Source organism: Duganella sp. FT27W (assembly GCF_009295655.1).
Taxonomy (GTDB): domain Bacteria; phylum Pseudomonadota; class Gammaproteobacteria; order Burkholderiales; family Burkholderiaceae_D; genus Rugamonas; species Rugamonas zoogloeoides.
This window is the reverse complement of record NZ_WHIV01000004.1, coordinates 537,646-551,271: the sequence shown is the minus strand read 5'-3', so window position 1 is coordinate 551,271 and position 13,626 is coordinate 537,646. Positions and strand designations below refer to the sequence as shown.

Genomic DNA, 13,626 nt, shown 5'->3' with positions numbered 1-13,626 from the left:
CGCAACACTGAAGTACGACGTATTCACGGCGCACATGAATCTAACTGGTGGTTTCAAGCAACTCAACGCAAGCGAGCGGATTGGACTTGTCCACCAACTCCAGTGCGACGTTCGCTCTAGCGACCAAATCGAGCGGTTGCAGTTGCTGCACATAGTGCCCATGCGTGACGCGATCAATCCCGGCGCCGGCAAGCTTTGCCACAGTGCGCAACCCAGGCGTCAGTGCGACACTATCGAGTTTGCCTGCATGCAAAATCATGTTTCGCTGTCGGTACAACCTGTGGAAAGAATCCGAGATTGTCTCTCGAATAATTTTCAGCTCAGTTTTAGGATTCTGAAATAATTTCCCCATTCTCGTTATCGCTGCCTGATCGCTCAAACCTTGGAGTGTGGGCATGGTGCCGTCAATGATCATCCCGGCGATCACGCGCGAACGCTCGCGGTTGCTTGGAGCCGATTCAAGAGCGGGGTACGCGCCGGGAAAATCCTGCCTTACCAAATGCGCCAGGCGCGTCAACTCAGACCGAGGGAAAGAACAGGTCACGAGGCCGGCCAGGTTATCGGCAGCTGCCGAGCGATCATTGGACGGCGCGAGCAAACCTTCGATGGCACCCCAGCCGCCGGCCACCGCCGCCACTGGCGAGCTGCCGTCCAGGTGGGCCAGCAGCTCCAATGCCGCATCGACGCTTTTGTTGGCATCGGCGGAAAATATGCGGTCCTCTCTGTAAAGCTCCTCTACCTCCACGCCTCGGCGATCATGGTTCAGATCGAACGCGGCGGCACTGCCCACCACCCATAACCAAGGCAAGCGATTCAATGGACGACCGGTCGCCAAAAGCGTACGCGCGGCGTATCGATCAGATTCGCTGCGCGCCGCCTGCGCCGCCCCTATCGTGTCGCGCGCGCGCACCTTGAGGACGAATGCCGCCGGCGCTCGCACACCAGACGTATCGAAGCGATGCTTTTTCAGCCAACTGATGACCTTCGCACCTTGCAGCCAGGAGGGCGGGATACCGTTGACCATTTTCGGGGCCGCGCTAAATGCAAGCAGGACGTCGATGTCGCGCAGGGGGCTGTCCGCCATTTCCTGTTGTAGATCGTTGCAAAGCTCCGCAAGCGAAAAAGGATGAGCCTTCTTGATTTTTTCGTTGATGAAGTCGCGCAGATATTGCGCTGAAAAGCCTGCGTCAAGCAGATGAGCGGCAACGCTGCGCGCTAGAAGCTCAACGTTGAACTTCCCGGAATTGACAACCCGGCCCCACCTTGCCAGGTAGTCGGATGCTACGACGGCTGAGATCTGCCGGATGGTGTAGTGAGCGACGCTGCCCGGTTGTAGTACTTGCTGAAGGTGCGTGTTGAGCAATCGCCTTTCGTCTAAAGTAAAGACAGGATGTTGCCCCACACGTTTGTTCAGCGAGGAAATGACCTGCTTGATAGAACCTTCGCTTAGATGACCTTGCGCCATGACCTGATACGCTTCGTAGATTTCTTCTAACGCCAACACCATGCCGATACCCCACAGAGAGCGATTCCAGGGGCTGCGATCAGATAAAAACTCCAACATGCGCACGACGGCGAAGTTTTCCTGGGGATTGACAGAGGTAGTCATACAGTGTATTTTATAGGTTCGGCTGATAGGTTTGTCTAAAACTTGCCAGTACACCCTCTAAGTGGGGACCGACCCGACCGGATGAAGCAGTCTGACTGATGATTCCAACTGGCTCGCTCCCCCGGTTATGTGAATAAAAGCCCTGCTTTTGCGGGGCTTTTCTTTTGTGTGCCCACCCATGGGTGCATTGATTAGGCCCTGATAGGGCCGAACATTCCACTGGAGATGAGCGAGATCCACATCTTCTTGATTGCCAGCCCTGTTTCCGCACTTACAAACAGGGATGAGCGGCTTCCATGAGGGCTTCCCAGTAAATAAGGTCGCATCGACTCCCATGTTTCTGCAACCTGCGACCATTCCCAGCATGGCACCTCTTTTTGCAAGATCAGAGGTATCGCAATATTCATCGGAATCATTCCATCATCCTCAAGCGGCATTGCCCACTCGCATTTTACAAATATCGGCGTGGCGTTCGGATTGTAGAGCTGAACATCAAGCCTCTCGGCTGTGATGCGCGCAGCGTGCTGAAAAGGCAAGTTCGCTACCGAGTCTAGAACCTCCTGCCCATCACCATATGGGCATGTAATAAATCCATTGGCGAAGAATCTGGAATGATCCAGTCCCTGGTATCCACATTCTTGGCTCGGGCGGGTGGATGGACTGCGTGACTCATGATGTGTAACTAACGGATGCCAGCTAGGGTATCCGTCAACTACTGGACCGAATTGTTCAGCAATGTCGAGTAGCGTTCCTTTGCTGCGTATGCGCTCCGTCGGTTCGACATCCCTGATCTTGGGCACTAGATAACCTAATACTTCCTCAAGGCCCAAACGGGCAGTTTCATCTGATCGAAAAGCCATAAATTCCTTCTCATTAACTGGAAATCATAATAGCACGTTATTGCGCATGAAAATTTGTTTTCATGCGCAATAATTGATTTTAGTGGGCGACTGAGATGGAAAGCCTGAACGGACTTGTGGGGCGTTGATCAATCCCATCAAACGTTACCTGTAGACTGTCCCCGGCGTCTAATGGAATTCGACCTGCATCCGCGCTGCAACCTACCTGAACAGGCGGCCCCTCCTCATGGATGGTCTGCGCGGCACGGCGCCGACCATCATGGCCCGCTCCTGTAACTAACTAACCACGCCGACCCACCTTGCCGCCCGCAATCTTGGCAGCGGTGCTGCGTTCGCGTCGCGATAATAAGAATATTATTCTTCTTATTCTTATCCTGTTCAGGACGAGAGTCGAGCCGCAGCGAAATGTCTACACGCCCATCGCTGGTGCTTTAGCGGCTAAATTCAAGTGTACGCAGCCGTGCCGGCGCCGCTATCTATGGTTATGGGCGTAACCGAGACCGTCACCTCAGTAATAAGAATAATAATATTATTCTTATTATCGTGGCAGCGCCGTGTCCGGAATCTTCCCGCGAGGCACTGCGGACGCAGCCACCCATGCCCGGCACCATCGGTGCCAGTGGCCGTTTGCGAGGGAGGTCGGCGGCGGGGCTGCCCATGGCGGGCGACGGAATGAGGGACGGGAGCACGGCGGTGGCGCCGTTCACAGGGGGGGGCGCTCATACTTTTCGCATCGGCTCGGCGCCGCCGGATGGTTTACCGTTGTCCTGGGTCGGCGAAGTGCCAGGTCCGCACGTCGGCTTGGCGGTGAAAGACATTGCCGGGACGGGCGCCCGGCAGCGCCCGTCGCAGCGGCACTTTTTCGGCGCCCATCGAGGTCACAGCTTTTGGGCTATGTCCTCCGCACTGGCGTTGTAGTAAGTCTGCAACTGCTTGATGTCGTGGTGCCCAACCATCCGCGCCAGGTCCAGCATGTTGAGCTTGCCGGCAAGCCGGGTGATCGCCTCATGGCGCGAGTCGTGGAAAGTCAGCCCCTCGATGCATGCCCGGTCACGCGCGGTGCGAAACATGGAATCGAGCGAGGCAGTGGTAACCCCAAAGCCGTCCGGGACCATAGACCAGATATCGGCGGCGCGCTGCGTCAATGGCACGTTGCGGGGCAGACCGTTCTTCGTCATCCTCAACCTCGCCACACGCCCCTTGACGTCGTCGGCCTTCAGTCCGCAGATCTCCCCGGCCCGCATGGCTGTTTCTATGGCAAACAAAAACACCAGCGCGATACGCTGCTTCTTGTTTTCCGGAACAAACAGGCTGCCGTCGGTGGGCCAGTTCAGAGCGATGCAGATGCGGTCGATCTCGTCCTGGGAAATACGGCGGTCGCGGTGCGGCTTGGCCTTGGGACGGGCGACGTCCGTGGTTGGGCTTGTTGTTAGCCACTTCCATTCCTTGCGGGCCACAGAAAATACGTGCGAGAGCAGGTTCATCTCGCGCGTCACCGTGCCGCCTTGGACACTACGCAGGCGCTCGTCGCGCCAGGCAGCGATGTGTGACGCAGATATATCGCGCATTGTGACCGATCCCAGCGAAGATGCAGCCATGGCCGCCAAGCGGCCTGCTTCCCACTTGAAGCCGCGTTTCTTACGAGACACCTGAGTCTCATAACGCCTGAAGGCGTCGGCGCATGTCAGATTGGCAGAAGCCTGGATATCCGAGCTGAGCCTGATGCGTTGCTGCGTTTCCCACTTGAGGGCGGCTGCTTTGGTATCGAAGGTGCCCGAGGCGCGGACCCCTTTTACCATGATGCGATGACGCCAACGTTGTCCATCCTTGACTGGAGCAGACATATCAACCTCCAACTGTTCAAAGTAGGATTGGACTGGCAGCATTGGTAAAAGTTTGCCACGCGTTGGCAAAAGCATCCGCCAAAAAGCCGTTTTACACCTGAGTTTGCCGCAAGAATAGACGTAAAAAAACCCGGAGATCCCCTATGAAGACGGTGATTTCCGGGTTTTTCGCGCGTTGTCTGAAACGCTATGTGGTGCCGACTGCCGGTTTCGAACTGGCCACCTGATGATTACAAATCAACTGCTCTACCAAATGAGCTAAGTCGGCGAAACTTGTACGGGGCAGATTATACGCTATTTAATCCGCGTCAGGGTCGGGCGGCCGCCCTTGCGTGGTGGTTCGTTGTCGTCGTCGGGCGATGCGCCGTCGTCCGGCTTGGCGGTCGACACCGGTGCTGGCGCGGGGGCGATCGACGGGACGGAGGCGAGTGCCGGTGCGCTTGGTTCTTCCACCACGGGCGACGATTGTCCGGCGGAAGCATCGCTGCCACCGAGTTGCGGCTCGAACGCCATGCCCTGGCCGTTTTCGTTGGCGTAGATCGCCATCACGTTGTTGACCGGCACGTAGATTTCGCGCGAGACACCGCCGAAGCGGGCGTGGAAGCGGATGGCGTCGTTGTCCATTTTCAGGCCGGACGTGGCGCCGAAGCTGATGTTGAGGACGATTTCCCCTTTTTTCACGTATTCCATCGGGACCGTGGTCGAAGCGTCGACCTTGACGGCCAGGTAGGGCGTATAGCCGCTATCGGTGCACCATTCGTAGATGGCGCGCAGCATGTAAGGCTTGGTTGAGATTTCGGACATGGTCTTCCAGACTACGGTGAAACTTGGCGCGCCCCGCTGGCAGAACAACAGGGCGCGCCGATCGATCAACTATTGCAACCATTCATACCAGGGCGCACAGCGCCCCTGCATCAACGACGCATCACTTTTTCGGACGGGGTCAGCGCTTCGATGTAGGCCGGGCGCGAGAAGATACGCTCGGCGTATTTCATCAGCGGCGCTGCGGTCTTCGACAGTTCGATGCCGTAGTGGTCGAGGCGCCACAGCAGGGGAGCCACGGCCACGTCCAGCATCGAGAATTCGTCGCCAAGCATATACTTGTTCTTCAGGAACAGCGGCGCGAGCGTGGTCAGGCGGTCGCGGATTTCGGCGCGGGCCTTGTCGTGGCTCTTGTCGTTGCCCTTGGCGCGTTCGCTCTCGAGCACGTGCACGTGGACGAACAGTTCTTTCTCGAAGTTGAACAGCATCAGGCGGGCACGTGCGCGCATCAGCGGATCGGCCGGCATCAGCTGCGGGTGCGGGAAGCGCTCGTCGATGTATTCGTTGATGATGTTCGATTCGTACAGGATCAGTTCGCGTTCGACCAGGATCGGCACCTGGCCGTACGGGTTCATGGTCGAAATGTCTTCCGGCTTGTTGAACAGGTCGACGTCGCGTACTTCGAAGTCCATGCCTTTTTCAAACAGCACCAGGCGGCAACGTTGCGAGAATGGGCAGGTAGTGCCCGAGTAGAGAACCATCATTTGTTATAGTTCCTTAGAAACAAAGGGGGCGAGCCGTCGAACGGATCACCCCAGAACCGATTGCCCGCTCAGGCGGGCATCGCAAAAACAAGCGCCGAAAATCTGTTTCGGCGCTCTCGATTATTTCACTTCTTTCCAGTACGACGCGTTCAAACGCCAGGCCAGCAAGACAAACAGGGACAGGAACAAGACCACCACCACGCCCAGTTTCTTGCGGGTCTGCGCCGCAGGTTCCGCCATCCATTGCATGTAGCCAACCAGGTCGGCCACCGCGTTATCGAATTCTAACTTACTCATGGTGCCCGGCGCGACTTGTTCGAATCCGTCGAACTGGTGGATCGTCTTGCCATGCTCGTGCGGGTCAGGCACATCCTTCGTCTTGATCTTCTGTACGCCTTGCAATTCCCATAACACATGCGGCATCGCGGCGTTTTCCAGTACCCGGTTGTTCCAGCCGTTCGGGCGGGTATCGTCCTTGTAGAACGTGCGCAGGTACGTGTACAGATAATCCGATCCGCTGCCCGAACCCGACGCCTTGGCCCGTGCGATCACCGACAAATCCGGCGGTACCGCGCCAAACCAGGTCTTGGCATCCTTCGGATTCATGCTCGTGGTCATCATGGCGCCCACTTTATCCGCGGTAAACAACAGGTTATCGCGGATTTGTGCGTCGGTCAGTCCCAGGTCCTTGAGGCGGTTGTACCGCATCGAGGACGCATTGTGACAGTTAAGGCAGTAATTGACGAATAATTTTGCACCATGTTGCAGTGCGGCCATGTTATTCGAACGGTCAGGGGCCTTATCGTAAGGGAAACCGGCTTCATTTGCCAGTACCAGCGCCGGCACCAGGGCCAGCGCGGCCAGCAGTTTCTTCGCAAAATTCATGTCTAGTCCTTTATGTACGGAGATTCAGCGGCTCAGTGCGGATGGAAAACCACGCGGTCGGGCACTTTCTTGAACGTGCCCATCGTGCTCCACCACGGCATGAACAGGAAAAAGCTGAAGTACAACAGGGTGCACACTTGCGAAATGATGGTGAACAGGTCGGTCGGCGCCAGCGTGCCGAGAATGCCCAGGATGATGAACGAGATGAAGAACACCGCGTACACATACTTGTGCCAGCTTGGACGGTAGCGGATCGACTTCACCGGCGAATGGTCGAGCCACGGCATGAAGGCCAGGATCACCACCGAGCCGCCGAAGAACACCACGCCCCAGAACTTGGCGTCGAGCACTTGCGGCAGCATGCCGATAATGGCCAGCAGGGCCACCACGGCAATGATGATCTTGGTGATGCGCGACAGGCGCGATTTGAGCCAGATGAACACGGTGTAGGCGGCCACAAAGCACATCAGCACCCACATGAAGTCGGCCGTGGTGGCGCGCAGCACCGAGTAGAACGGCGTGAAGTACCAGGTCGGGGCGATGTGCAGCGGCGTTTTCAGCGAGTCGCCGGGCAGGAAGTTGTTGTACTCGAGGAAGTAGCCGCCCATTTCCGGCGCGAAGAACACCACGCAGCTGAAGATCAACAGGAATACCGACACGCCAAACAGGTCGTGCACCGTGTAATACGGGTGCGACGGGATGGAATCGAGCGGGTGGCCGTCCGGGCCCAGGTTTTCCTTCACTTCGATGCCGTCCGGGTTGCTCGAGCCCACTTCGTGCAGGGCGATCAGGTGGGCTGCTACCAGGCCCAGCAATACCAGCGGAATGGCGATCACGTGGAAGGCGAAGAAGCGGTTCAAGGTGGCGTCGGACACCACGTAGTCGCCACGGATCCACAGCGACAGGTCGGGACCGATCACGGGAATGGCGCCGAACAGGTTGACGATCACCTGCGCGCCCCAGTACGACATTTGCCCCCATGGCAGCAGGTAGCCGAAGAACGCCTCGGCCATCAGGCACAGGAATATGGCAAAGCCGAACAGCCAGATCAGCTCGCGCGGCTTGCGGTACGAACCGTACAGGAGCGCGCGCGTCATGTGCAGGTAGATGATGATGAAGAAGGCGGAGGCGCCGGTCGAGTGCATATAGCGTACCAGCCAGCCCCACGGCACTTCGCGCATGATGTACTCGACCGAGGCGAACGCGAGGGTGGCGTCCGGCTTGTAGTGCATGGTCAGGAAGATGCCGGTGACGATCTGCAGCACCAGCACCAGCATCGCCAGCGAGCCGAAGATGTACCAGAAATTGAAGTTTTTCGGGGCGTAGTACTTGCCCCACTGGTCGTTCCACAGCTTGGTCAGCGGAAAACGGTCATCCACCCAGCCGAGGGCTTTTTGTGCGGCCGGAGCATCGGCCGGAAGCTTGGTCTCTTTGAACGCCGCCATGGTTTATGCCTCGCCTTTCTCGTCTTTGCCGATCACCAGCTTGGTGTCGGAGAGGAACATATAGCGCGGCACTTGCAGGTTGTCCGGCGCCGGCTTGTTCTTGAAGACGCGGCCGGCCATGTCGAAAGTGGAGCCATGGCAGGGACACAGGAAGCCGCCTTCCCAGTCGTCGGGCAGCGAGGGCTGCGGACCGGGCTGGAACTTGGACGACGGTGAACAGCCGAGGTGGGTACAGATGCCGACCGCGACCAGGATTTCGGGCTTGCGCGAGCGCCATTCGTTGCGGGCGTACTCGGGCGTGTATTCGTCGGGATTGCGTTTCGATTCGGCATCGGCCACCTTGCCGTCGGTTTTCTTGAGCGAGGCCACCATTTCCGGCGTGCGCTTGAGAACCCAGACCGGCTTGCCGCGCCACTCGACAGTGACCATTTCGCCCGGATTGAGGGCGGCAATATCGACCTCGACCGGCGCACCCGCCGCCTTGGCCCGTTCGGATGGCTGGAAGGTGGAGACCAGCGCCCCCGCCGTCGCCAACCCCACCACGCCCCCCGCCGCGCCTGTCGCGACGATCAGGTTGCGGCGACCGGAATCGATCTGTTTTTCGTTACCCATTCTTACCCCAATCTTTTTCTTAAAGTGCCAACAAAAATCTGCCTGCCGTGCAGCGCCTATGCTCCGGAGAACCGACCAAGTCCCGAGCACTCGATGTGTGCTTCTTGCAACCTCAAAAATTATAAGGGAAGGGGAGTTCCACAAGGCGGGAAAAGCTTTCTCAAAAGTAACTTTCGAGCGCCTTCCGCCGATTTGCGCCAGTTTTCCGCGAACGGTGCGCTATTGAATCGTCCCCTGTTTTTTATTTTATTGATATAGGTCAAACTTAAACTAATTCCTTGTCGATGTGTGCAAACGGCAAGGGTGTTTGGAATCCAATTGAAAAAATAGTATGATCCTTGGGCAGTTTTGTAAACAAAAGACCACACGTCGAGGGGTAAGAATATGGCAATGATGAAAGAATTCAAAGAATTCGCGATGAAGGGCAACGTGGTCGATCTCGCGGTCGGTGTGATCATCGGTGGCGCCTTCGGCAAGATCGTCGATTCGTTGGTGAAAGACATCATCATGCCACCGATCGGTATCCTGTTCGGCGGCCTGGACTTCGCCAGCTACTACATTCCCCTCAACGGCCAGGCCAGCAGCCTGCCGCTCGAGGAAGCCAAGAAACTGGGCGCCGTGTTCGCCTATGGTAACTTCATCACCATCTTGCTCAACTTTATCATCCTGGCCTTTATCATCTTCCAGATGGTACGCCTGATGAACCGTGCGCGCCAACGCCTGGAAAAGCCGGCCGCGCCCGCTGCACCGGCAGCCACGCCGGAAGATATCGTGCTGCTGCGCGAGATCCGCGATTCGCTGAAAAACAGCAACGCTTCACCGAAGAATTAACGAGGACGCCTGCTGTGGCGGGTTGAATTATGCGACGACTCTGGTTGTTGTTTGCGCAAACGGTCACCGTCGCGCTGGCACTGTATTTTGTCTACACGGCGCTCGTCACCGACCGCGCCGCGCCCGTGCGCCTGCAGCAAATGGGCAGCGCCGAGCGGCCCGCGCCGATGCTCGAGGCCGGCCCGTCGAAGCCGCCGGCGCTGGCCGGGGGCTCGTACCGCAACGCCGCCGCGCGCGCCATGCCTGCCGTGGTCAACATCGTCACCAGCAAGCGGCCCAAGCGCAGCAAGCATCCGTTGATGAAAGACCCGTTCTTCAAGCGCTTCTTCGGCGATGAAGGCGACGAGGAAGATTCGTCGCTCGGTTCCGGCGTGATCGTCTCCGCCGAAGGCTATATCCTGACCAACAACCACGTGGTGGAAGCGGCCGACGAGATCGAGGTGATGCTGGCCGACGGCCGCAAGGCTGCCGCCAAGGTGGTGGGCACCGATCCCGAGACCGACCTGGCCGTAATCAAGATCGAGCTGGAAAAGTTGCCGGTGATCGTGCTGGGCCAGGCCGAGCAGGCTCAGGTGGGCGACGTGGTGCTGGCCATCGGCAACCCGTTCGGCGTGGGCCAGACCGTGACCATGGGCATCATTTCCGCGCTCGGTCGCAACAATCTGCACATCAACCATTTCGAGAATTTCATCCAGACCGATGCCGCGATCAATTTCGGCAACTCGGGCGGGGCGCTGGTCGATACCCACGGCAACCTGCTGGGGATTAATTCGGCCATCTATTCGCAGTCGGGCGGCTCGGTCGGTATCGGTTTTGCCATCCCGATGAGTACGGCAAAAACCGTGATGGAAGCGATCATCAAGTCGGGCCACGTCGTGCGCGGCTGGATCGGCGTGGAAACCCAGGACATCACGCCGGAACTGGCGCGCAGCTTCAGCCTGCCGCGCCAGAACGGCGCCATGATTGCCGGCGTGGTGCGCAACGGTCCCGCCTACAAGGGCGGCGTGCGGCCCGGCGACATCCTGCTGTCGGTGGACGACAAGCCGGTCAGCGACACCACCGGCATGCTCAACCAGATCGCCCAACTGGTTCCGGGGGAAAAAGCTAAAATGAAGGTCCTGCGCAAGAGCCGCGAGACCACGCTCGACGTTACCGTCGGCAAGCGCCCGCCCCCCAAATAAGGTTCAGTCACACCCATGCATTTACGCGATCTGACGCAATTTTTGCGCGAACTGGCGGACAATAACAACCGTCCCTGGTTCGTCATGAACAAGCCGCGCTACGACATCCTGCGCGAAGAATTCCTGCAAGTGGTCACCGAGATGATTGCCGAACTCGGCAAGTTCGATCCGGCGGTCAAGTTCAGCAGCCCAAAGAAGGCGATGTTCCGCATCAACCGCGACGTGCGTTTTGCGCACGATAAAAGCCCGTATAAAACGCGCTTTTCGGCAGCGGTAGCGCCCAACGACATGCGCCGCCCCAGCAAGGCCGGTGGCCCCACCTACTACATGCAGATCGACGGCTCGGGCCGCATGCTGTTCGGCGCCGGCGAGTACATGCCGCCGGCCGGGCGTTTGAAGGCGCTGCGCCAGCACATGGTCGATGACGCAGCCGGCTTCAAGAAGGTGTTGAAGAATAAAAAACTGAAGCTGACCTTCGGCGATATCCGCGACGAAGGCAAGTTGATGCGTCCGCCCAAGGGTTTCGATCCGGCGCACGAGCATATCGAGTACATCAAGCTGAAAAGTTTCTTCATCTGGACCGAGATCGATTTGCCGCTCAACCAGCCGGAGTTGCTGGTGCCGATCATCGCCAGCGGCTTGAAGGATGCGTTCCCGCTGGTGGAATGGATGCGGGGTGCGAAGGAAGAGATCGTCGAGGAGTGATACCGCCAGGCTTCAACGAAGCCTAGCGCAGCACCTTTTCGTCGCGCGGATCGCGCGCCAGCAGGCGCAGCACCATCGCCTGCGGCAGGTCGCCGTCGAACAGCACGCCGGCTACCGCGTTGGTGATCGGCATCTCGACGCCGATGCGCGCTGCCAGTTCGCGCACGGCTTTGGCACATGGCACGCCTTCCGCCACGTGACCCAGTTCCTGGACGATGGTGTCCAGGGCCTTGCCCTGCGCCAGCGCCAAGCCGACGCGGCGGTTGCGCGACAGGTCGCCGGTGCAGGTCAGAATCAGGTCGCCCATGCCGGTCAGGCCCATGAAGGTTTCGGCCTGGCCGCCCAGCGCGGTGCCCAGGCGCGTAATTTCGGCCAGGCCGCGCGTGATCAGCGCGGCGCGGGCATTCAGGCCCAGGCCCAGGCCGTCGGCCACGCCGGTGGCAATTGCCAGCACATTTTTTACTGCGCCACCCACTTCCACGCCGACCAGGTCTGCGCTCGAATACACGCGCACGTTGCCGCCGTGGACGGCTGCCACCACGCTGTCGCGCAACTGGCTCGAGGTGGACGCGATGGTCAGCGCGCACGGCAGGCCGCGCGCCACTTCCTGCGCGAACGACGGGCCGGACAGCGCGCCGCCGGCGACGCTGTCGCCGAGTTCTTCGCGCACGATCTGGTGCGGCAGCAGGCCGGTGTCGTATTCGAACCCCTTGCATAGCCACACGACGTGGGCGATGTTGTGGGGTTTTAGTTGTTTCAATAACGGCCGCAAGCCGGCGACTGGGCAGGCCGCGATCAGCAGGCCGTCGGGGCCTGCCGCATGGGCCAGTGCCGCGTCGAAATCGGCCGCCACGTGCAGGCGCTCGGGAAACGGGTGGCCGGGCAGGTAATCGGTGTTTTCGCGGGCTTCGCCCATGGCGTGCAGGGCGGCGGCATTGCGGCCCCACAGCAGCACGTCGTGGCGCTGGGCCAGTGCCATGGCCACAGCCGTGCCCCAGGCGCCAGCGCCCAGCACGGTAACCTTGCGGGTGCCGGCCACTGCTGTTTGTTGAGCGGGAATCATACGCCCCAGATATCGGCGTTCTTGACGTAGCCGGTCACGCCGTCTTTATGGCGGACCTTGAGCCAGCCGCCGGCGGCGGTGTCCAGCACTTCGAGCAGCACGCCCTTGTCGGCGATAAAGGCCGCAGTGGCGGCATCGTCCGGGGTGCTGCGTACTTTGAGATTGGCGGCGCGCACGATGACGTTGCGCTTGCCGGTGAGGCTGCGCGCTTCGGTCCAGGCCATGTCGCCGTTGATATCGCGGACCTTGATCCATTCGCCATAGGTGAGCACGACTTCGAGCGGGGCTCCACGCGGCACCACGAACAGTTTGCCACCCTTGGTGGAAGGCGCGTCGTACAGCACCGCAGGCGCGGCGCCCACCGTTTTGAAGTCGTATGCCTGGCTGGCGGCAGCGGCCAGCGTCATGGCCAGGGCGGCGATCAAACGGGGAAATGTCATTGCAAACCTTGTCTGGTGAAACAGCCGCCGGCAGAGTCGCCGGCGGCGGATGCTACGAATTGCTTAGTGCGTGGTGGTGCCATCGGCAGCTGGCGCGGCAGCAGCGGCGTCAGCCACGGCTTGCAGGCGCTGCTGGTAGAACACTTCGAAGTTGATCTCGGCCAGGTGCACTGGCGGGAAGCCGGCACGGGTGATCACGTCGGCGATGTTGGCGCGCAGGTATGGATACACGATGTTCGGGCAGCCGATGCCCAGCAGCGGGTCCAGTTGGTCGGCTGGAATGTTACGGGCTTCGAAGATACCGGCTTGCTTGCCTTCGACCAGGAAAGCGACCTTGTCGTTGACTTTGGCGGTCACGGTGATGGTCACGGTCGATTCGAAGATGCCTTCGGCCAGTGGCTCGGCGCCAACGTCCAGGGCGACTTCGATGCTTGGCGCTTCCTGTTCCAGGAAGATAGCTGGCGAGTTCGGTTGTTCCAGCGACATGTCTTTCAGGTAGACGCGTTGGATTTGGAATACTGGTTGCAGATTTTCTTCAGACATGGAGCGCTTTCGTTATGGTGAACAAGAACGGCCGTAGCCGTTCAATATAAGTTGTGCTTGGTATGGGCAATGCTACAGCTCA

General features: G+C 59.2%; 14 protein-coding genes and 1 tRNA gene. 3 read left to right on the top strand and 12 right to left on the bottom strand.

Features of this window, described 5'->3' with window-relative positions; translation table 11 throughout:
• Positions 1-40: 40 nt before the first annotated feature.
• From F8197_RS19570 to petA, 9 genes are all read right to left on the bottom strand, one after another.
• Complete coding sequence (locus F8197_RS19570; protein WP_152883242.1) at positions 41-1,609, bottom strand: integrase; 1,569 nt, start codon at positions 1,607-1,609, stop codon at positions 41-43.
• 191 nt (positions 1,610-1,800) lie between these two features.
• Positions 1,801-2,469 (bottom strand): hypothetical protein, encoded by a 669-nt coding sequence (locus F8197_RS19565; RefSeq protein ID WP_152883241.1) that lies wholly within the window; start codon positions 2,467-2,469, stop codon positions 1,801-1,803.
• 878 nt (positions 2,470-3,347) lie between these two features.
• Positions 3,348-4,313 (bottom strand): site-specific integrase, encoded by a 966-nt coding sequence (locus tag F8197_RS19560; protein ID WP_193333483.1) that lies wholly within the window; start codon positions 4,311-4,313, stop codon positions 3,348-3,350.
• Between the two features lie 192 nt (positions 4,314-4,505).
• Positions 4,506-4,581 (bottom strand) — tRNA-Thr (locus F8197_RS19555).
• A gap of 26 nt (positions 4,582-4,607) precedes the next feature.
• Positions 4,608-5,117: a ClpXP protease specificity-enhancing factor gene (locus F8197_RS19550; RefSeq protein WP_056147204.1), complete on the bottom strand. Its 510-nt coding sequence runs from the start codon at positions 5,115-5,117 to the stop codon at positions 4,608-4,610.
• A gap of 110 nt (positions 5,118-5,227) precedes the next feature.
• Complete coding sequence (locus tag F8197_RS19545; RefSeq protein WP_017877976.1) at positions 5,228-5,839, bottom strand: glutathione S-transferase N-terminal domain-containing protein; 612 nt, start codon at positions 5,837-5,839, stop codon at positions 5,228-5,230.
• A 120-nt stretch (positions 5,840-5,959) separates the two neighbouring features.
• On the bottom strand, positions 5,960-6,724 hold the full coding sequence (locus F8197_RS19540) for a cytochrome c1 (RefSeq protein WP_152883239.1): 765 nt from the start codon (positions 6,722-6,724) through the stop codon (positions 5,960-5,962).
• A gap of 32 nt (positions 6,725-6,756) precedes the next feature.
• Positions 6,757-8,169, bottom strand: a complete 1,413-nt coding sequence (locus F8197_RS19535) for a cytochrome bc complex cytochrome b subunit (RefSeq protein WP_056146651.1) — start codon at positions 8,167-8,169, stop codon at positions 6,757-6,759.
• A gap of 3 nt (positions 8,170-8,172) precedes the next feature.
• On the bottom strand, positions 8,173-8,781 hold the full coding sequence (gene petA / locus F8197_RS19530) for a ubiquinol-cytochrome c reductase iron-sulfur subunit (protein WP_019924692.1): 609 nt from the start codon (positions 8,779-8,781) through the stop codon (positions 8,173-8,175).
• A 384-nt stretch (positions 8,782-9,165) separates the two neighbouring features.
• On the opposite strand from petA, the gene mscL reads away from it, so the two are divergent.
• Genes mscL through F8197_RS19515 form a run of 3 tightly spaced genes read left to right on the top strand, consistent with a single transcriptional unit; the run spans position 9,166 to position 11,498 of the window.
• Complete coding sequence (gene mscL / locus F8197_RS19525; protein ID WP_026637810.1) at positions 9,166-9,612, top strand: large conductance mechanosensitive channel protein MscL; 447 nt, start codon at positions 9,166-9,168, stop codon at positions 9,610-9,612.
• Positions 9,613-9,641: 29 nt separating this feature from the next.
• Positions 9,642-10,793 carry a Do family serine endopeptidase gene (locus F8197_RS19520; RefSeq protein ID WP_056146653.1) on the top strand — a complete coding sequence of 384 codons (1,152 nt, stop codon included), beginning with the start codon at positions 9,642-9,644 and terminating at the stop codon, positions 10,791-10,793.
• A gap of 15 nt (positions 10,794-10,808) precedes the next feature.
• Positions 10,809-11,498 carry a DUF2461 domain-containing protein gene (locus F8197_RS19515; RefSeq protein ID WP_152883238.1) on the top strand — a complete coding sequence of 230 codons (690 nt, stop codon included), beginning with the start codon at positions 10,809-10,811 and terminating at the stop codon, positions 11,496-11,498.
• 22 nt (positions 11,499-11,520) lie between these two features.
• On the opposite strand, the gene F8197_RS19510 is transcribed toward F8197_RS19515, so the two are convergent.
• From F8197_RS19510 to secB, 3 genes are all read right to left on the bottom strand, one after another.
• Positions 11,521-12,561, bottom strand: a complete 1,041-nt coding sequence (locus tag F8197_RS19510) for an NAD(P)H-dependent glycerol-3-phosphate dehydrogenase (RefSeq protein ID WP_152883237.1) — start codon at positions 12,559-12,561, stop codon at positions 11,521-11,523.
• A complete protein-coding gene (locus F8197_RS19505; protein ID WP_152883236.1) occupies positions 12,558-13,001 on the bottom strand; it encodes an SH3 domain-containing protein in 444 nt (147 codons plus the stop codon). The genes F8197_RS19510 and F8197_RS19505 overlap by 4 nt, the downstream gene beginning before the upstream one ends.
• A 63-nt stretch (positions 13,002-13,064) precedes the next feature.
• Positions 13,065-13,544 (bottom strand): protein-export chaperone SecB, encoded by a 480-nt coding sequence (gene secB, locus F8197_RS19500; protein ID WP_056146661.1) that lies wholly within the window; start codon positions 13,542-13,544, stop codon positions 13,065-13,067.
• Positions 13,545-13,626: the final 82 nt, after the last annotated feature.